Annotated in this window: 19 protein-coding genes; 18 read left to right on the forward strand and 1 reads right to left on the reverse strand. The window is 66.9% G+C overall.

Going from position 1 to position 17,420, the window contains the following annotated elements:
* The first annotated feature begins 4 nt into the window (after positions 1–4).
* From pbN1_RS00470 to pbN1_RS00510, 9 genes are read left to right on the forward strand one after another with little or no spacing between them, the layout of a single operon-like run.
* Positions 5–772 (forward strand): PFL_4703 family integrating conjugative element protein, encoded by a 768-nt coding sequence (locus pbN1_RS00470; protein ID WP_169202851.1) that lies wholly within the window; start codon positions 5–7, stop codon positions 770–772.
* 5 nt (positions 773–777) lie between these two features.
* On the forward strand, positions 778–1,821 hold the full coding sequence (locus pbN1_RS00475; protein ID WP_169202850.1) for a TIGR03749 family integrating conjugative element protein: 1,044 nt from the start codon (positions 778–780) through the stop codon (positions 1,819–1,821).
* Positions 1,822–1,830: 9 nt separating this feature from the next.
* Positions 1,831–3,303, forward strand: coding sequence for a TIGR03752 family integrating conjugative element protein (locus pbN1_RS00480; protein WP_169202849.1), 1,473 nt, complete (start codon positions 1,831–1,833; stop codon positions 3,301–3,303).
* Positions 3,290–3,718, forward strand: a complete 429-nt coding sequence (locus tag pbN1_RS00485; RefSeq protein ID WP_244857077.1) for a TIGR03751 family conjugal transfer lipoprotein — start codon at positions 3,290–3,292, stop codon at positions 3,716–3,718. The genes pbN1_RS00480 and pbN1_RS00485 overlap by 14 nt, the downstream gene beginning before the upstream one ends.
* A 16-nt stretch (positions 3,719–3,734) precedes the next feature.
* The gene (locus tag pbN1_RS00490) at positions 3,735–6,599 is read left to right on the forward strand and encodes a conjugative transfer ATPase (protein ID WP_169202847.1); all 2,865 of its coding nucleotides are present in this window, start codon (positions 3,735–3,737) and stop codon (positions 6,597–6,599) included.
* Complete coding sequence (locus pbN1_RS00495) at positions 6,599–7,114, forward strand: hypothetical protein (protein WP_210147612.1); 516 nt, start codon at positions 6,599–6,601, stop codon at positions 7,112–7,114. The genes pbN1_RS00490 and pbN1_RS00495 overlap by 1 nt, the downstream gene beginning before the upstream one ends.
* Positions 7,115–7,116: 2 nt before the next feature.
* Positions 7,117–8,433, forward strand: a complete 1,317-nt coding sequence (locus pbN1_RS00500; RefSeq protein WP_169202845.1) for an integrating conjugative element protein — start codon at positions 7,117–7,119, stop codon at positions 8,431–8,433.
* A complete protein-coding gene (locus pbN1_RS00505) occupies positions 8,430–8,792 on the forward strand; it encodes a hypothetical protein (protein ID WP_169202844.1) in 363 nt (120 codons plus the stop codon). The genes pbN1_RS00500 and pbN1_RS00505 overlap by 4 nt, the downstream gene beginning before the upstream one ends.
* A gap of 13 nt (positions 8,793–8,805) precedes the next feature.
* Positions 8,806–10,383, forward strand: a complete 1,578-nt coding sequence (locus pbN1_RS00510; RefSeq protein WP_169202843.1) for a conjugal transfer protein TraG N-terminal domain-containing protein — start codon at positions 8,806–8,808, stop codon at positions 10,381–10,383.
* A 17-nt stretch (positions 10,384–10,400) separates the two neighbouring features.
* On the opposite strand, the gene pbN1_RS00515 is transcribed toward pbN1_RS00510, so the two are convergent.
* Positions 10,401–10,694 carry a hypothetical protein gene (locus pbN1_RS00515; RefSeq protein ID WP_169202842.1) on the reverse strand — a complete coding sequence of 98 codons (294 nt, stop codon included), beginning with the start codon at positions 10,692–10,694 and terminating at the stop codon, positions 10,401–10,403.
* Between the two features lie 84 nt (positions 10,695–10,778).
* Here pbN1_RS00515 and pbN1_RS00520 point away from each other — a divergent pair, with 84 nt between their 5' ends.
* The 9 genes from pbN1_RS00520 (at position 10,779) to pbN1_RS00560 (ending at position 17,342) form a co-directional block, all read left to right on the forward strand.
* Positions 10,779–11,546, forward strand: coding sequence for a DsbC family protein (locus pbN1_RS00520; RefSeq protein WP_169202841.1), 768 nt, complete (start codon positions 10,779–10,781; stop codon positions 11,544–11,546).
* Positions 11,543–11,965 carry a TIGR03757 family integrating conjugative element protein gene (locus tag pbN1_RS00525; protein ID WP_169202840.1) on the forward strand — a complete coding sequence of 141 codons (423 nt, stop codon included), beginning with the start codon at positions 11,543–11,545 and terminating at the stop codon, positions 11,963–11,965. Before pbN1_RS00520 ends, pbN1_RS00525 begins: the two co-directional genes overlap by 4 nt.
* 18 nt (positions 11,966–11,983) lie before the next feature.
* Complete coding sequence (locus tag pbN1_RS00530) at positions 11,984–12,991, forward strand: TIGR03756 family integrating conjugative element protein (RefSeq protein WP_169202839.1); 1,008 nt, start codon at positions 11,984–11,986, stop codon at positions 12,989–12,991.
* 76 nt (positions 12,992–13,067) lie between these two features.
* Positions 13,068–13,529, forward strand: coding sequence for a PFL_4695 family integrating conjugative element protein (locus pbN1_RS00535; protein WP_210147613.1), 462 nt, complete (start codon positions 13,068–13,070; stop codon positions 13,527–13,529).
* A gap of 11 nt (positions 13,530–13,540) precedes the next feature.
* Positions 13,541–14,098, forward strand: coding sequence for a hypothetical protein (locus tag pbN1_RS00540; RefSeq protein WP_169202837.1), 558 nt, complete (start codon positions 13,541–13,543; stop codon positions 14,096–14,098).
* Between the two features lie 9 nt (positions 14,099–14,107).
* Positions 14,108–15,049: a DUF3262 family protein gene (locus pbN1_RS00545; RefSeq protein ID WP_244857079.1), complete on the forward strand. Its 942-nt coding sequence runs from the start codon at positions 14,108–14,110 to the stop codon at positions 15,047–15,049.
* 21 nt (positions 15,050–15,070) lie between these two features.
* Positions 15,071–15,703 carry a hypothetical protein gene (locus pbN1_RS00550; protein ID WP_169202836.1) on the forward strand — a complete coding sequence of 211 codons (633 nt, stop codon included), beginning with the start codon at positions 15,071–15,073 and terminating at the stop codon, positions 15,701–15,703.
* Positions 15,704–16,165: 462 nt separating this feature from the next.
* Entirely contained in the window at positions 16,166–16,435 is a 270-nt protein-coding gene (locus pbN1_RS00555; RefSeq protein ID WP_169202835.1) for a hypothetical protein, read from the forward strand.
* Between the two features lie 319 nt (positions 16,436–16,754).
* Complete coding sequence (locus pbN1_RS00560; RefSeq protein ID WP_244857080.1) at positions 16,755–17,342, forward strand: JAB domain-containing protein; 588 nt, start codon at positions 16,755–16,757, stop codon at positions 17,340–17,342.
* The last annotated feature ends 78 nt before the right edge of the window (positions 17,343–17,420 follow it).

Raw genomic sequence — 17,420 nt, forward strand, 5'->3', positions numbered from 1 at the left:
GCCCATGTCGCCCTTCACCAACAACCTCGCAAACGCGCAGGCAACCATACGCAGGCAATCCTGGTTCATCGCGGCACTGCTCGTCCTGTTGCTGATAGCCATGGTGAGCTGGCGCACGACGCAGACCCATCTCACCGCACATATCCCACCCGACCTTTCGCGGGGCGGCGCGATCCAGCTGGGGCGCACCGCGGAGGTGCCGGCACCGAACGTCTATGCCTTTGGCTTCTACATCTGGCATCAGGTCAATCGCTGGGCGAGGGACGGCTCGAAGGACTACGGCGCCCAGATCTATGCCCTGCAAAATTACCTGACGCCCTCATGCCGGGAACAACTGCTGCAGGACATGCGGGTCAAGGCAGGAGACGCCGAGCTGATCCAGCGCACCCGCGCGCTGATGGAGATTCCGGGCTACGGGTACACCGCGAACCGCGTCTCCGAGCATGGAAACGGCGGCTGGACCGTTCTCGTTGACGCGCAACTCGTCGAGACCTCGCGCGGCATGCCGGTCAAGGACACGTTTATCCGCTACCCCCTGCATGTGGTGCGCTACGACATCGACCGGGAGAAAAATCCCTGGGGCCTCGCCCTGAACTGCTTCGCGGGGCGCCATCCGGAGAGGATCGATCCGCAAGCGCTGCAAGCGGCCGTCAGTCCGACATCGCCCCCGACACCGACCCTGCCCAGGACTATCGTCGTCCCGGAACAACTCGCCCAGCCCGGGGCTAGCGGCCTTGCTCCGGCGGTGGCGCCCGCCCAGGCAAAGGAATAAACGCCATGTTGTCAGTACAACGCGCCTTGCTGGTTTCCGGTGTGTGCGCGACTGCCATGCTGCCGGCATTCGCACAACAGGCGCCGACGGCGCCCGCCCTCTCACTGCCGCAGGTATTCCAGCGTTCCGCCGCCATTATGGGACCGCCGACAAGCCTTGGCGGTGTGCCGCCTGACCTCGGTGCCTTACCCAAACCTGCCTCGCCGCCGGCAGCGCCCGCGGGCGACACCGCGACACGCACGACCGCTGCCGCCGAAACGTACGGCGACGACGCGCCTGCCCTGGCCAGGCCGGCAAGGCGCCTTGCCGCGCCGACACCCGCTGGCGGACGTACCGAGCATGTGCTGTTCGACCGTCTTCCCGTCCCGATCCTCCTTACGCCGGGACGCGAGCGTCTGGTGCGGTTCCCGTTTGTGCCGCTGATCGACGTTCCTCCATCCGTCCAGGGCGTCCTCGAGGTGCAGATCATCGAGGACACCGCGTACCTGACCGCCCGTGGTGCGGTCCCCCGCACGCGACTGGTCGCGCATGCGATCGAAGGGGGCACGAAGCTGCCGCTCGACATCGAGGCGGTCGACGGCAAGGACGCGATGCCGATTCTTCAGATCCATCTGCCGAACGAGGCAGCCGCCGACGATGACGATGCAGCGGCAAGTGCGGCGCGCAGCACCCCCGAGCCGGTGGGCATGATTCAGCTTACGCGCTACGCGGCCCAGGTCCTCTACGCCCCGAGTCGTCTGGTTCCCACGTACCCGGGCGTGCGGCAGGAGCCGGTCGAACGCACACCCGTGGTGGGCCTGTACCGCGGCGGCGAGGTGGAGACCGCGCCCCTGGGCGCGTGGTCCAGCGGCACGCTCCATGTCACGGCAATCCGCTTCACGAACCGCTCCACGCATCCGCTCGAACTGGATATGGAACGTCTACGCGGTCGCTGGATTGCCGCCACCCCGCAGCATTGGCTGCTGTTGCCCAACGGGTCGGAGGCGGACACCACGGCGGTGTACCTCGTCTCCGACCGGCCGTACGCCACCGTGGCCCTGTGGCGATAGGACGCCGCCATGCAGATCGCCCAGAACAAACTCGTTCCCGTGCTGACCGCGGTCGCCTTGGGCGTGACGGGTTTCATCCTCTACAAGCAAGGTCAGGATCCGGGCGTACCGGCCGGACCGCCAATGGCCGCCGTGCCCGAGGCGCCGCTGCCGCCCACGCAGAAAGGGGCGGACGCCGATACACCGCAGGAAACGCTGAACACCGTCGTGGCGGCGTACAGCAAGCTGAACGAGCAAACGCAGTCGCTCGTCGACGAGAACCGGCGACTCAGGGACGACAACGCGCGCAAACAGCGCAGCGAGGACCGAATTCGCGAACAGCTCCACCGGGAACTGCGCTCCGAACTCCTCACCGAGGTGGAAGGCATGAAAGCGCGCCAGCCGTCTGGCAGCGAACCGCCCTCCTCAGGGCTGCTCAACTCACCGCTGCTCGGCAATCTTCCTGCGGGTTTCGGCTTCGAGCATGGCGTTACCGGATCGGGCGCCCACCCGGCGGATGCCTCGACCCCCGCCATCGCATCGGCATCTCCGACCCGCATCCTGCCGCTGGGCTATCAGATGGGCAAGGGTGCCGACGGCAAGGAAGGCGTGGTGCGCGAGCTTCCCCCCGCCGGACCTGCTGCCGCCCGCACCCAAGCCGCTCCTGCGAAGCCGAAGAAGGCCGGCCCGGTACTCACGCCCTACTATACCGTCCCGGAAAACGCCACGCTGACCGGCGTCATCAACATGACGGCCATCGTTGGCCGGGTTCCCGTCGACGGCAAGGTCACCGATCCGATGCAGTTCAAGCTGCTGTTGGGTTCCGAAAACCTGGCTGCGAATGGACACTATCTTCCACGCAACCTGACTGGCGTGGTGGTATCGGGTATTGCGATCGGCGACATGACGCTCTCGTGCGCAGAGGGGCTCGTCCAGTCGCTGACCTTCGTCTTCAACGACGGCAACATTCACACGGTGAGCCGGCGCAACAACGGCACGACGCCGCTCTTCGGTGCGAGCGGGAGCCCGAGCGGTAACTCTCCCTCGCTGGCGGCCGCGCCGAAGCTGGGCTGGATCTCGGACCGCTATGGCAATCCCTGCATTCCCGGCAGGTTCGTCACCAACGCTCCGGCGTACCTCACGGACGCGGTCGGGCTCAGAACCCTTTCGATCGCAGCGGAGGCTGCCGCGGCAGCCCAAACGACCCAGACCGACAACATCTTCGGCACAACCACCAGCCGGGTAACTGGCGATCGCGGCACCTACATTCTCGGTCGGTCGCTGGGCGGCGGCGTCGATGAAGTCACAAGCTGGATCATGCGCCGCCTCAACAACTCTTTCGACGCCGTCGTGGTGCCCGCCGGCGGCGAAGTTGTCGTCCACATCGACATCGAGATCCCCATCGACAAGTCGTCCGACGGCCGCAAGCTCGACTACGGCCGGCTCGACGACGCCCCGGCAACGCACGCCGACATGCGAGGTAATTACTATGGGCTGGACTGATTCGGCACCCGCCATACGAAGGGCTTCCGCACCGTTGGCCGCCGTGGCGCTCCTCACCGCCTGCAGTGTCGCGGGGCCGCGTAGTTCGCCCCTTCCGAAAGAGGGACCGACGATGGAGCAGATCTACCGCGAGCGGGCCGGCGAGGCCGATCGCGAACGGGCCCGCGAAGCGCTTCCGCTGCGACCGTCGTCGGAAGAGTCACCGGGTCCGGTGCGCGAAGCGGCGATGCGCCAGATCGAGCGCCGCTTCGCCCGCCTCGCGAATCCCGACCTGCTCATGGTCGTGTTTCCCCACCTCGCCCAAGGCAAGTACCCCGTCCCCGGTTACGTGACCGCATTCCCGATGTACGAGCGTGTCGAGTACCTCCTCCCCGGCGAAGAGGACGCGCCGCGGCCGGCGACCGCACGACCCTGAGTATGGATGGACGACCATGTTCGGCTTGATTCGCATGCTCACATTGGCCCCGCCCGAGGAGCCGTCAGCCAGCCGGCGGGACCGCCCGGGCGGCGTGTCCAGTATTAACCCCACGCTGCGCCGGGGGCCGTTCCGCGTCCGAGACCGGCGCCAGCAGGCTTCACGCCCGCCGAGCTTCACCGACCAGTTACCGTGGATGGACTTCGAGCCCGAAACGCAAACCTTCGTCCTCGAGGACGGGATCTCACGCGCGCTCCTGTTCGAACTCGATCCGCTACCGAGCGAGGCCCGCACCGACCATTACCTGCAGGCGCGCTGTGCGGAAATCCAGTCCGCCCTTCAGGCCCTGCCCGAGTACGACGAGGCGCCGTGGGTGGTGCAGTTCTTCTGCAACGACGACACCGATCTCTCATGGGAAATCGGGCGCATGCGCGACTACATTCTCGCCGTGCATGCGAAATCGCCCGACCGCGGTCGGCAGATTCTCGAGAGCGACTTCACGCGACACTTTCTCGCCGAGATGGCCGAGCACCTGGCGGCGGCTTCCAGACCAGAGGGGCTGTTTACGGACGAAGGGGTATCGGGAAATCGTTGGAGGGGCCAACTGCGCCGCATCCGTTGCGCAATCTATCGGCGCTTTCCACCCGGATTCGATTTCTCCCGGGAGATGCTCAATCCCGTCGAGAAGCTGCAGCAAACCGCCCGCGGGCTGATCTCGGGGCTGGCACAGGCAGGCGTCAAGGGGCGGCCAATGAACGCAGCCGACTTCTACGCCTGGCTTCTGCCGTTCTTCAATCCGAAACCCGAATTCGCCGATACGGTCGGGGACCTGCTGCGCTTGTGTACCTATCCGGGTGACGACAACGCGGCAGTCGGCATCGACCTGGGCGAGTTGCTGTTGCTGTCGCCCCCGCGCTCGGATGCAAAGGCCGGCCTGTGGTTCTTCAATGACCGTCCGGTACGCGCATTGGCACTGCAGTCCCTGCGCCAGACGCCCGAGATCGGCCACTTCACGGCCGAGCGCCATCATGCGGACAAGCAGTTCGCCCGCTTCGACCGCCTTCCCGATGGAACGATGCTCTCGGCGACGGTAGTGATCCACCCGCAGGACACGATGCGCCGCCGCGTCGAGGCGATCAAGAGCGCTTCGCGCGCCAACACCATTGATGCGATCCACACCTTCGAGGAAGCGACCCAGGTCCTCGACAACCTGCGCGCCGACAAGCTCTACCCGTTCTATCTGACACTCTTCGTGTGGGGCGAGGACACCAATCAGCTGGGACGTTCGGTCGCCGAGGTCACGGCGGCCATGCACTCGTCCGGCCTCAAGTTCATTCAGCCGATCGACGAACTTCAGGGCTGCGACGTGTTCCTGCGCGCGCTGCCGATGTGCTTCGATCCTCACTTCGACGCGACCCACCTGCGACGCAGCCGGCTCACCTTCGCCTCCCAGATCGCTGCCCTGCTACCGTTTTATGGGCGGGCACGTGGATCCGGGAATCCGGGGTTCTGGCTGTGGAACCGCGGCGGCGAACCGCTTCTTCTCGATCCGCTCAATCCGGCCGACCGGAACAAGAACGCCCATCTCCTGATGTTGGGTCCCACCGGGGCGGGGAAGTCGGCGAAGCTCAATTATCTCGCAATGCTCATGATGGCCATCTACCGGCCCCGCTTGGTCATCGTCGAAGTCGGGAAGTCCTTCGGTTTGCTGGGCGAGCATATGCGTGCGCGCGGGCTGAGTGTGCACCAGGTGGATCTGACGCCCGACGCCGATGTCAGCCTGCCGCCGTTTGCGATGGCGGCCCGCCTCGTCAGTCACGGGGAGCAGGCCATGGCGCGGGCCCTGCAGTCGCCGGATCTCGATCCCGAACCCGGCGCACCTCGCGAAGATATCCATGACACGCACGACGAGGACGGGGACGAAGACGGGGCCGACCCGAACAAGCGCGACATCCTCGGCGAGATGATCATCGCTGCGACCCTCATGATCAGCGGCGGCGAAGAAATCGAGATACGCAAGATGAGTCGGGCGGACCGCTATCTGATTGCCCGCGCGATCCTGGGCGCCGCCGGTCGTGCACGCGACCAGCAGCAGCGTCATCCTCGGGCCGAGGACGTCGCCCGGGCCCTCATGGACATGCGCAATGACGAAAGTCTCGGGGGTGCCCGCCGTGATCGTGCCGAGGAAATGGGCCAGGCGATGATGGTCTTCTGCGACGGATTGCGCGGGAAGCTCTTCAATCGCTATGGCACGACATGGCCCGATGCCGACGTCACGATCGTCGAGATGGGAACCCTGGCGCAGGAGGGCTACGAGGACGCGCTGGCCGTCGCCTACACCTCGCTGGTGAATCACGTTCAGGCACTGGCCGAGGCGACCCAGCACGATCACCGCCCGATCATCTTCCTCACCGATGAGGGACACATCGTAACCACGAACCCGCTGCTCAACCTCTACGTGGTCAAGATCACCAAGATGTGGCGCAAGCTCGGCGCCTGGTTCTGGCTGGCGACCCAGAACATGAAGGACTTTCCCGATACCGCCTCGCGCATGCTCAACATGTGCGAGCACTGGATCCTGCTGACGATGGACCGCGACGAGATCGAGCAGGTCGCACGCTTCCGGACCCTGACGCCCGAGCAGCGCGCGCTGATCGAATCGGCGCGCAAGGAACCGCCCAAATACACTGAGGGCGTGTTCCTCGGCACGAAGCTGCAGGCGCTCTTCCGCAACGTCCCGCCGCCGCTGGCGATCGCACTCGCGATGACCGAGAAGCACGAGAAGGCGTGGCGCCAGGACATCATGGCCAGGACCGGGTGCACCGAGCTGGAGGCCGCCTACGCCGTCGCGCACGAACTTGCCCGAGGGAGGGCAGCGTGATGGCGGCGAACGACTTCGACACGGACGGGCGGACCCTGTGTGCACAGCTCGACCGCCTCGTCGCGCAAGGCCTGGGCGCGCAGGGCCTGGGCGCGCAGGGCCTGCGCCTCATCCTCGTCGAGAAACTCCCCGACGCCGCCTTCGCGCCGTGGGCGCGGGCCAAGGCGGCCCGCGAGCCCGACGAGGTCGCCTGGCTCGACCTCCTGGGCGACGGACCGAACCTCGTCACCGGGTGCATCGTCGGCCTCGATGTCGCGGGCGACGACCTGGACGAGGCGCTCAACGTCGTCCTGACCGGCCGATCCGTGGTCCTCGTGACCGGCCTCGACCGGTCGCGCGCGCCTCTCGGCGAGCGGCTCTTCCGCTGGCTCGACTGGAGCGCGACCCACGTGCCGCTGACCGTCGCCAATACCCGCGACGCCGCCGCGTTTCTCGTGCGCCTGCGCCACCACCACGTCGCCGTCGACCAGATCGTCGCCGGCCGCGTCATCCAGTCATTGCACCGGGACCCGTGACCATGCGCAAGGCTTGTCTGACGCTGCTCCTCGTCGTCGCCTGCGTGGTGCCCGCCTCCCACGCCGGCGACATTCCCAGCTCGCGGTCGAACCTGTACTACCGCCTGGGCGGGGGCGATCCGGTCGCGCGCGCACCGAACCCGGGCGGTGTGCCCTACAAATTGGGCCTGTCCGGCGTGGCCAGGCTCAATTACTCCTGCGGCGCCTACGATTTCGAACTGTCGTTCCAGACGCTCATGAACCAGTTCGCGCAGCTCGGCACCCAGCTAACCCAGGCCGTCCAGGCCGGCATCGCCGCGCTGCCGATGTACCTCTTCCAGCGTGCCTCCCCCGGCTTGTACGAGCTCTTCCAGACCTACGCGAAGAAGGCCGAGATCGCCATCCAGCTCGCGACCAGGACCTGCGAGGAGATGGAGGCGCAGATCAAGCACGGCGAGGATCCCTACGAGGATTTCATTCGCATGGCGCGCGGCGAAGCCTGGAAGCAGGAGGCCACCGCGAACAAGGATGTGGTGCAGGCGAAGGAAAACGTCGGAGTGAAGAACGGCAACGGCGGCGTCACATGGTCTGGAGGAATCAAGGCCGGTGGTGTGGGACAGCGGCCGATCCGGATCGTCTTCGACACCATCTATGGCGGATTCAACATCACCATGGGACAGGCGCCCACTACCGCGGGTTTCGCACACGCACCGGTGAAGCTGACGGAGACCTTCCCGACCGCCGACAAGGCCGCCACCTATGCGACTGACGTACTTGGCGATCTGGAGATCTATACCTGCACGGACAACAATTGCCAGCCGCCCCGGTCGAAGATGGGCCTTGGCCTCGTACAGCAGTTCGAGCTCGAGATCACGACGACGAAGACCCAGCTCGAGACCTTGTTCGCGACCGCCGTGCCGAAGGGCAGCGACCTCAAGGCCGCGTCGGCACCCGGGGTGCTCGTCACACGCGAACTCGTCGATGCTGTCCGCGAACTCCCTCCCGTCGAGCGGCGCATTGCGCAGGACCGGCTCGCGCAGGACATCGCGCTGGCACGCACGGTCGACAAGGCCCTGATCGTGCGCAATCTCCTGCTCACGGGGCGGATGATTCCCGAGGTCTACAAGACCGCCAACACCCAGATCGAATCCAAGCTCGCCGAGCTGAACCGCCATATCGACGACGTACTGTACGAGTCGAACGTTCGTAAGCGCGTCATCCCGGAAACCGCCGCCACCCTCATCGACCATTACCGGGCCACGCGCGCGGCGTCCGCCGCGAACCCGGTCCAGCAGCCGGTCGATCGCAAGCCCGTCATCGACGGCAGGGTGAAGAAATGAGCGTCAGCGAACTGCGTCCGCCACGGCGCACACGCCGTCTCGCGCGCCCGCTCGCGGTCGGCGTGGCATCGGTCGCCGCGCTGGTCGCCCTGGTGGTCGCGGCGCGCTTCGCGTTCGGAACGTATGACGAGTGGGCCACGGTACATCGCAATGTACGGCACCTGAAGCCGTATCTCGTCGCGCTTCAGGGCCTCGCCATCGCCGCCCTGTGGGTCGCGTGGCCGTGGCTCGTCGGGCGGTTGGCGCGTTGGCCGGACGACGCGCGTGCGGCCCTGCTCGCCGCACGCCACCGTATCTGCGCGGGTCTGGTCGTCATCGAACTCGTCGTCGTCCTTGGTTTCCCGTTCAGCCTCTTCTAAAAGGTGCGATGCGATGAGTGTGGATAGCTACCTCGAACTCTTCACCACGATGTACGGATGGGCGTTCGCCGGCGTGATCCGCGACGTGCTCGTCGACACCGGCCTCATCTTCCTGCCCTTCCTCGTGATCCTGATCGGCACCTGGCTGCATGCGCATCAGATGAATGGCGCCGAGGGCGCGGCTGCGGCCTGGATGGTACGCGCGATGGAGGTCGAGTTCTGGAGCGCGGTATTCGTGCTGGCGTTCTGTTTCACCCCGGTCGGCACCAGCCTGCAGAACGTGAATCTCCACTACCGGCCCCCGGCCACGACCCTCAACGCCGCGCCGGTGACGGCCACCGGCGCGAGTTCCGACAGTACGTTCGACGCTGCCTTCAACGGCGTGCCGCAGCAGCTCGCCCTGCCGCCCTGGTGGTTCGCCGTGATGAGTCTGTCGGCGGGCTTCAACGATGCGGTGAAGGGCGGCATCGCGGGTGGCCTGAGCGGCTTCCGCCAGGTCGAGGAGCTCGCGCGCACCGCCGCCATCGAAAACCCGACCATGCGCGCCGAAGTGCAGCGCTTCTACAACGAGTGCTACCTGCCGGCACGCTCCCGGTTTCTCACCGCTGAGGCGTCGCCCCAAGCGGCCGCCGCCCTCGACAGCTACGGAGAAGCCGACCCGGACTGGATCGGCAGCCATGCGTTTCAGGCCGACCCGAACCTCTACGCCGCGCTGTACGCGCGAGCGGGGGTGCCGGGGTTCGCGCTCGACGTTGGCGACGCGGATGCCGACATGGACGCGAACACGGTGCTGCCCGCGCACGGGCGGCCGACCTGCCTCGCATGGTGGACCGACACATCCAGCGGCTTGCGTACGCGCCTCGCCAACAACATCGGCATCGTCGGCACGCCGCCTGAAACGCTGCCGCAGCGCATCGCCGTGCTCTTCAGCGCCGTCGCGGCCGACAAGCGCGAGGACGGCCTCGCGCGTCTCGCGATGGGACGTTCGAATCCCACTATCGCGCCAGAGACGCTGCTCCCCGAAGACAATCGCGGCTGGTTCGAGGCCCTCGGCGGCGCCGCGGCCGATGTCGCCGGGATGGCCGGGATGGTGAACAAGGCGATCCACACCCAGGCATCACGGTTTCCGATCATCCAGTTCGCGCTCTTCGCGCAGCCCCTGATTCTCATGGGGATCTACATGTTCCTGCCGCTGATCCTCGTCTTCGGGCGTTACAGCCTCAACGTGATGTTCCTCGGCGCGCTGGCGATCTTCACGGTCAAGTCGTGGGCCTTGATGTGGTACATCGCGCTGTGGCTCGACGAGCACCTGTGGGTAGCGATGTATCCCGGTGCCGACTCGATGCTGCTGAACATCCTGCACCTGGAGTTCGACACCGCCCTCAAGCGGACAACCCTCAACACCCTGCTCATCGGGCTGTATCTGGGCCTGCCCCTGATATGGAGCGGGATGATGGGGTGGGCAGGCTTGCACGTCGTTCAGACAATCGACGCCATGCAACGAAGCGCGATCGGCCAGGGCGTGGCGGCGGGACAAACGGGCGTAGGCATAGTCGCCGGCCGCATAGGACGCGCGGTACGACGGAGATGAGTGAGATGGAACCCGGCCTAGTAATGGATGATCGGAGCCCCGGAATAGGTGCCAACTGGCTCGCCATTCTTGCCCGCGCCAACCGGTTCGCGGCCATACGCGGTATAGGCATCCCCCATCATTTCCTCACCGGCAAATGCACCGCGAGAGGTACTCGAGGTGTCCGCATCCGATATGGAATCGCGGGCATCGTCCGAATCTCTACGATCCGAACCTCCCGCCACAACGGTCCAGATGATATCCAGCACAGCGCCCAGCAAGGCGAGCCCCCACCCGGAATCCGTGCCGCTCGCGCGCGCATCTCTGTCCATAGTCCCTCCTTTACGAGGAATGATCCTATGCCAACGGCCCATCATGAAACATACGCCGCGGTGCGTGGAACGTCGACCCCACGGATGTTCCATGTTGTAAGCGTCGCCCTCCTCGCTCTCGGCCTGTCGGCAGCGCCCGGTTTCGGCGCCGGACCGGAGACGGCGGCGCAGGCCGTCAAGGCGGCGATCGCCCGTCACACGAACGGCGAGGTCACGCCGGATTCCGTGGCCACGACGCCCGTTCCGGGCATCTTTGAGGTGACGCACGGCATGGACGTGTTCTACGCGGACGTTACGGGTCGCTACGCCTTCATCGATGGCCGCCTGATCGACACGCTCGAGAAGCGCGATCTGACCGAGGCGACGCTCGCCGCGCTCGCGGCGATTCCGTTCAGCGATTTGCCGCTCGATCTGGCGATCAAGACCGTACGCGGCGACGGCTCGCGCAAGCTCGCCGTGTTCGAGGACCCGGCCTGCCCGGTGTGCCGCTCGATGCAGCCGGCGCTCGCGCGCCTCGACAACGTGACGATCCATGTCTTCACCTATCCGGTGATCTCGCCCGATTCGATCCCCGCCGCGGTCGCAACCTGGTGCAGCGCACACGCTGCGCGCGAGTCGCACTGGCAAGCCTATATGGACGGCGCACCGGTGCCGCAACGCATCGAGCCGCACTGCGAAGAGGCGATGCAGGTCGTCCGGCGCATCGTCGATTTCGGTCGCGCGCGCGGAATCCGCAACACGCCGACGCTGGTGCTCGCAGATGGTCGCCGCGTGCTTGGCGCGATGCCCGCCGCGGAACTCGAAGAGGCCCTGTCGCGCGCCGGCGCGCGACCGGCTTCCGCCAGGCCATGAAGCGCGCCGACATCATCGCCACGCGGGCGTTACCGCTGCTGGCCATGCTCGCCGCGGGGCCCGGCCACGCCCAGGAACACGTCGAGGTTTTTCAGCTTTCCACGCAACAGGTTCGCGGCGCCCACGGCGCCACCGTTCATTACGTGGATGGCATCGAACGCGTGACGAAGGCGCTGTCGGCCGGCTTGCCGGCCTCGCCGCAGCAGGCGGCCGCGCTTGCCAGGGAACGCTTCGCGGCGCTGTCCGGCGCAGACCGGCAGGGCATCGAGGCCGGCGCGCGGGCGCTGGATCTCGCCACGCGTTACCGGTTGACGAAGGTGCCGGCGATCGTCTTCGATCAACGCGCGGTGGTCTATGGCGTGCCCGACGTGGAAGCGGCACGAACGACGTACCGCGCGTGGCGTGCGCGCGGTTATTGACGGGCGAGGCGCGTCGAGATGACCTTCCATCGCTGCCCGCCAACCCCTGCCCTGCGGGCCCTCCTGGGCACTGCGGTGCTTGCCCATATGCCGCTGTCCGCCGCCATGGAAGTTACGACCACCGCGGCGCTGCTCGCGCAGGCGATCGCCAGTTACCCCGTGTGCGCGTTCTGGCATATCTCCGGCATCTGCTTCTGGCTCTTCTGTACGCCGTTCGGATGCGACATCAAGGCTTCGACCCGGTTCAGCCACTTCGCCCCCGAACTCGTGGTGAGTACCTACCACGACGTTGCGACCCATCCGTGGCCCGAGATCGGCGTCCCGCTTGCCGCGGCGACGTCGGGCACCCTCGGTGCGCTGCTCGGGAAGACCCTGTCGGACAGTGCCGGAACGCGATCGCGGGCGGACCGCACGGACAAGAACCGGCGCTTTCGCGATGCCGATGCCATCGGCCACCCGGCAACGCACATCGGCCCCTGCCTGACCGCCGTCAGCCCCTTCGTGCCCTACTTCATGTCCACGTTGGACGCGCTGGTGTGGCGCTCCTATCTCCCGGCCGAGTTGCTGTTCCCGGCCTCGTGGATCCCCGGCATGCGCGAGGTTGGCCTGTGGCCGGCCAACACCTGGGGCAACGTGTATCCGCGAATCGGCGAGGTGGTGCAGCAGCACGAGGTGAAGGGTGCGGCGGTCCTGTCGCAGCGCATCGCCGATTTCGTCACCCGGCCCGGACAACCGCACGTCTACGCGTACGTGTCGTCCGGCGCGCTGGCGGTGCGTGGCAACCAGCTCGTCTGGGATCCGCCCCCCGCGACGGAGATGAATCCGATGGGTGGCCTGTGGCAGATGAATGTCGCCATACCCACCAATTGCCTCGTCTTCGGCCTGAACGACACGGCGAGCCCGCTCTCGTACGGCGATGCCATGACGACGAATTCGGGGAGCTACGCCTTCACACTGTGGCGGCCCTATGCCTGCTGCGGAATCAGGGGCGTCTTCATCGGCGACATCCAGTTCGGACTGTGGTGATGACATGAACCCTGCCCTGTTCCTTTCCCTTGCCGTGGGTTTCGCGACCCCCGTCTGGTCGGCGGAGCCCCCCGTCATGCCGGCAACCGTCATCCATGACGGCGGCGGTGTATCGCTGGCCCCCTATCTGGCGGGTGACGAGGGGAGCGCCCGCGAGATGCCCCCCTCACAGCAGCCCGCCGCGCCACCGCAAACGCCCGCCGTACGGGCATTTCCGGTCGCCTCGACAAGGGCCGGACCCGGGCGACTGTTGCACAACCCGATGCCGGCCAGGCTGCCGGGCGGACCGGGCACGCCGTTCTTCGTCGTCGGCGACGACGCGCTGTCCCACGCGTGGTTGCAGCACAACGCCGGGCGACTCCAGGCACTCGGCGCGCGCGGCATCGTCGCCGCCGTGGCAAGCGAGGCCGATTTTGCGCGCCTGCGCGCGCTCGCCGGCGTGCACCTGGTGCCGATGTCCGCCGACGCGCTGCTGGAGGCGGCCGGCATCCGCGTCTGGCCGGTGCTGATCGGTGCCGACGGTTCCATTTCCCAGTGAGGAGACCCCACATGCAGCCGCCGAAACTGCTCCCGTACGCAACCGCGTTCGTCGCGATCCTCCACGCCGGCGTGGTGCACGCTGGCGACGAGAAATCCACGGCGCTTGCCGCCGCGCTCTTCGCGCACGTGCCGGCCGCAAGCCTGCCCGCGCCGGATCGCGTCGCGATCGCCGACCTGACGCCGCTGACGCTCAAGGGCGGCCGGGTCGTCAGCAAGTTGCCCGGCTGCGACCGCGAGCCCATGGATGCGGAGGCGCAGGTCGTGGACCTGAACGGCGACCGGCAGCCCGAAGTGTTCGTTATGGCCGGCAACACCTGCACTTCAGGCATGACCGGCATCAGCGTCCGGCTTTACGCCAGACAGCGCGATGGCACATGGATTCAGCTGCTGGACGTGATCGCGCCGGCGTACCGCGTCCTGCCGTCCACCAGCCACGGCTGGCGCGATCTCGCACTCGCCAGCCGGACCTCGTCGTGCGTGGGGGTGTGGCGGCTGGGTGACGACGGCCGCTATCGCTACACGCGATCTGAAGCCGCCGATGGCGGCCCGTGTCCAGACCGTCACTAGGAAACCGCCATGACGAGATCCCGTCTTCGCCCCGCTACCCGCGCCCTGTCTCTGCTGCTCCTCGTTGCCGGACTGGCATGGGCCGGCCTCACCTACGTCGATTTCCTGCGCGCGTTGGGCGAGCGCGAGAGCGGCATGCGGCCCGACGTCATCAACGGCTCGGGCTACGCCGGGCTGTTCCAGTTCGGCGAAGCCGCGCTGCAGGACGTGGGCCTCTACGCGGGCGATGCCACCCCGCACAAGAACGACTGGACCGGCAGCTTCAGCGGCAAGTACGGCGTGACCTCGCTCGCCGGGTTCCTCGCGAACCCGGATGCGCAGATCCGGGCGGTCACGGCCTACCACGCCCAGGCGTGGAACACCCTCGCCGGTACCTACGGCGCCGCGGGCTACCTCGGCACGACCCTCAACGGCATCGAGATCACCCGCTCCGGGCTCGTCGCCGCGGCCCATCTGCTCGGTGCCGGAACGGTGGGAGAATGGCTCGAATCGGGCGGCACGACGAACCCCGCCGACGGCAACGGCACGCCGCTCACCGCTTACCTTTCGAAGTTCGCCGGCTACGCGTTGGGTGCCACCGCCCCGAGCTATGCCGCACTGCGCGCCGCCGATCCGGCCGGCGCCACCACCGGCGCGGGCTACGTCTACACCGATCCGCCGCTGGGTTCGTCCGGCGGCGGATCCGGCGCCGTCGCGCTGCTCACCCCGCATAACAGCCACGCCTTCACGTCCGCGGCGCAGGGCTTTCATGCCGCCACCGGCTACCCGATGGGCGAGTTGCGCGATCTGCTGGCTGGCCTCGCGGCAACGGCGGCGCTGACGTGGATGGCCTACGTCGTGATCAGCAAGTGGCACGCCTTCAACGGCGGCACGGAAACAATTCGTGAAATGACGTTTGACATTCTTCGCGCTATGGTAGTGACATCGATCGTGCTGCTCCTGATGGTCTAGGACGCGCCTGGAGGATCCCCGATGAAACCCCTGACCTGCCTCGTTGCCGCGTTCGCGGTGTGGGCGTCGCCAGTTCGGGCGGACGTGCTCGATGGCATCATCTTCGGCGTGAAGTGCATCGGGGCGGACGACCGCCAGGCGTGCGAGGACCGCTCGAAGCGCGAGGCCGACGAGACGCGCGCACGGATGCGGCAGCGGTCCGGTGCGACCGGAGTACACGCCCAGGGGAGCCCCGACGCCGGCGGAGATACGCTGGGGATGGAAATCTATCGCAACTGGCGAGAGAACGTCGTCTGCCAGGCGTTCGCGAAACGCACGTCCCGCGACGTCGACACGACCTACGCGAGTGCCATGGGCCGCTACAGTTTCGTGACGCCCAACCAGGCAAAGGGCCTGTCGGGAACCGGCGAATGGGGACTTCATATCGCCGGCTATCTGCATGAGACCATTCCGGGCGCACTGTATCGCCTGGAACAGGTGGTGCATTCACCCGACGTGGCCGATGGGCAGCGCCTGTACAAGCTGATCTTGGAGTTTGCGCGCGACGGCTCCGGTACGCGCGTAAGCGGCCAGTATTGCGTGACCACCGACGATCCCGCCGGCTGGCAGGACCTGCCCGCCAGGGTGCTCGCGAGTCTCGACACCACCTTCTGAACCCGGGGAGCCTCCTGCCATGCATGACGACGAACGTCCCTGCCCCCACTGTCGCGGCGCCGGTGAGATCCGCGTGCTGACGGACCGCGCCTGCCACGGTTGCGGCGGAAGCGGCCGCGACAGGGGCGCGTCCGGCGAGTACTGCCGGCTCTGCAACGGGCGGGGAACCGAATCGGGCCAGGAGTTCCAGCCGTGCACCGCCTGCAACGGCCATGGCCATGTCCGCGCGTAGGCGCCTCGCCGTGCGCGGGCGACGCCCGATAATGAGGCGCGGGTGCAGGTGCCGGGCCAGCAAGCCCGTTCGCGACTTGTCCACAGCGCCATCCCCAGTTTCTGTGCACAAGCGCATTTCCGCTGCACCGGCCGTGCCGCCACCCCACCACGGCGCCGTAAGCGCCGGCATGCGACATTCTTCGGGGTGTCGAGCAAGGCCATGGGTGCCGACGCTTCGGGAGGCTGATCATGCGTCATGAATGGCCGCCGGGTTGGGGAGCCGAATCCACCGCCTTGTTCAACTTCTTCTCGGTCCATGCGGTCGGCGCGGGTGACACCGTCGAGATCTATAAGGGGATAGCCAAAATTGCCGTCGTTCCCGTCGACATCGACTTCACCATGCTGCGAAAAACCCTTCCCCTATTGATCGACAGCTACGAGAGGGGGGCGAAGGACGGGCGCGCGAGCCTGGCTGCAGACTTCCGCAGTCTGCTTGACGTGACTGGCCGTCGTGATTGACACCACCCCGCGTGACCGGGCGCGCGGCCGGAGCGCAGCCCATGTATTGATTCCGGCTACCCGAACGTCCCGTCGCGGGGGAATCAGGGACACCGATCCGGACCGTGCCATCGGCATTGCAGGTGCGCCACAACCCGACTACGATAGGAAAGCAGTGCAGAAAGCAGTTCAGCCGAAAGGCTGCCAGCGTCCGGTCAGCCCCTGCAACCGGAACAGCCTTCGGGCCCGGGGTCACGTTCGTCGGTTCATGTCAATCCCATGGGGAGCTGCTCCCCATGCGGGATACGGCGCTCCCCGTTTTTCCGAGGAGATGCCGGTGATGGCCTTCCATTCTTCCCCTACTTCCCTTGCTGATGCCGCACTGCTCGAACGCTTCTTCGGCCCGGAGGCCGAGGACGTCTGGGAAAGCTGCAGCGGTTCGTGGACCCGGGTCATCGGGCTTGCCCGCGAGCCCCACACTCCCGCGTGGGCGGCGCTGGCGTGTTCGCTCGAGATCCTGCAGCGCAGTTTCGCCGAGGAGCTGGCCGCGCGCGACGTGCTCGATTCCCCGGCGCTCGTCGCACCGTTCCTTCGCACGTTCTTCGCGGGACGCCCCTACGAGATCTTCGTGGCGCTCTATCTCGATGCCCGCCATCATCTGATTCGCGCCGAGGAGGCGTTTCGCGGCACCCTGACCCAAACGAGCGTCTATCCGCGCGAGATCGTGCGGCGCGCGATCGAACTACATGCCGCGGCGGTGATCTTTGCGCATCAGCATCCGTCCGGAGCGTGCGAGCCGTCCACCGCCGACGAGGCCCTCACGCAGATCCTCAAGGCGGCACTGGCGCTGGTCGACGTGAGCGTGCTGGACCATTTCGTCGTCGCGGGCAACGCCACCGTGTCCTTTGCCGCCTCGGGCCGGCTGTAGCACGCGGGGCTCGCTCGTTGGCAAGCTTTCCGTCGGCGGGAAGCCCGTCTTCCCGCCCTTTGGCGCCCCTTTGGCGGC

This window comes from Aromatoleum bremense (assembly GCF_017894365.1).
GTDB classification, from domain to species: Bacteria; Pseudomonadota; Gammaproteobacteria; order Burkholderiales; family Rhodocyclaceae; genus Aromatoleum; species Aromatoleum bremense.

Excerpts from the sequence above, each read along its gene's own strand:
- pbN1_RS00475 (WP_169202850.1), top strand. The coding sequence starts at position 778 with ATGTTGTCAGTACAACGCGCCTTGCTGGTTTCCGGTGTGTGCGCGACT.
- pbN1_RS00530 (WP_169202839.1), top strand. The coding sequence starts at position 11,984 with ATGACCTTCCATCGCTGCCCGCCAACCCCTGCCCTGCGGGCCCTCCTG.
- pbN1_RS00505 (WP_169202844.1), top strand. The coding sequence starts at position 8,430 with ATGAGCGTCAGCGAACTGCGTCCGCCACGGCGCACACGCCGTCTCGCG.
- pbN1_RS00525 (WP_169202840.1), top strand. The coding sequence starts at position 11,543 with ATGAAGCGCGCCGACATCATCGCCACGCGGGCGTTACCGCTGCTGGCC.
- pbN1_RS00495 (WP_210147612.1), top strand. The coding sequence starts at position 6,599 with ATGGCGGCGAACGACTTCGACACGGACGGGCGGACCCTGTGTGCACAG.
- pbN1_RS00550 (WP_169202836.1), top strand. The coding sequence starts at position 15,071 with ATGAAACCCCTGACCTGCCTCGTTGCCGCGTTCGCGGTGTGGGCGTCG.
- pbN1_RS00540 (WP_169202837.1), top strand. The coding sequence starts at position 13,541 with ATGCAGCCGCCGAAACTGCTCCCGTACGCAACCGCGTTCGTCGCGATC.
- pbN1_RS00535 (WP_210147613.1), top strand. The coding sequence starts at position 13,068 with ATGCCGGCAACCGTCATCCATGACGGCGGCGGTGTATCGCTGGCCCCC.
- pbN1_RS00520 (WP_169202841.1), top strand. The coding sequence starts at position 10,779 with ATGTTCCATGTTGTAAGCGTCGCCCTCCTCGCTCTCGGCCTGTCGGCA.
- pbN1_RS00510 (WP_169202843.1), top strand. The coding sequence starts at position 8,806 with ATGAGTGTGGATAGCTACCTCGAACTCTTCACCACGATGTACGGATGG.
- pbN1_RS00470 (WP_169202851.1), top strand. The coding sequence starts at position 5 with ATGTCGCCCTTCACCAACAACCTCGCAAACGCGCAGGCAACCATACGC.
- pbN1_RS00485 (WP_244857077.1), top strand. The coding sequence starts at position 3,290 with ATGGGCTGGACTGATTCGGCACCCGCCATACGAAGGGCTTCCGCACCG.
- pbN1_RS00560 (WP_244857080.1), top strand. The coding sequence starts at position 16,755 with ATGGCCTTCCATTCTTCCCCTACTTCCCTTGCTGATGCCGCACTGCTC.
- pbN1_RS00515 (WP_169202842.1), bottom strand. The coding sequence starts at position 10,694 with ATGGACAGAGATGCGCGCGCGAGCGGCACGGATTCCGGGTGGGGGCTC.
- pbN1_RS00500 (WP_169202845.1), top strand. The coding sequence starts at position 7,117 with ATGCGCAAGGCTTGTCTGACGCTGCTCCTCGTCGTCGCCTGCGTGGTG.
- pbN1_RS00490 (WP_169202847.1), top strand. The coding sequence starts at position 3,735 with ATGTTCGGCTTGATTCGCATGCTCACATTGGCCCCGCCCGAGGAGCCG.
- pbN1_RS00480 (WP_169202849.1), top strand. The coding sequence starts at position 1,831 with ATGCAGATCGCCCAGAACAAACTCGTTCCCGTGCTGACCGCGGTCGCC.
- pbN1_RS00555 (WP_169202835.1), top strand. The coding sequence starts at position 16,166 with ATGCGTCATGAATGGCCGCCGGGTTGGGGAGCCGAATCCACCGCCTTG.
- pbN1_RS00545 (WP_244857079.1), top strand. The coding sequence starts at position 14,108 with ATGACGAGATCCCGTCTTCGCCCCGCTACCCGCGCCCTGTCTCTGCTG.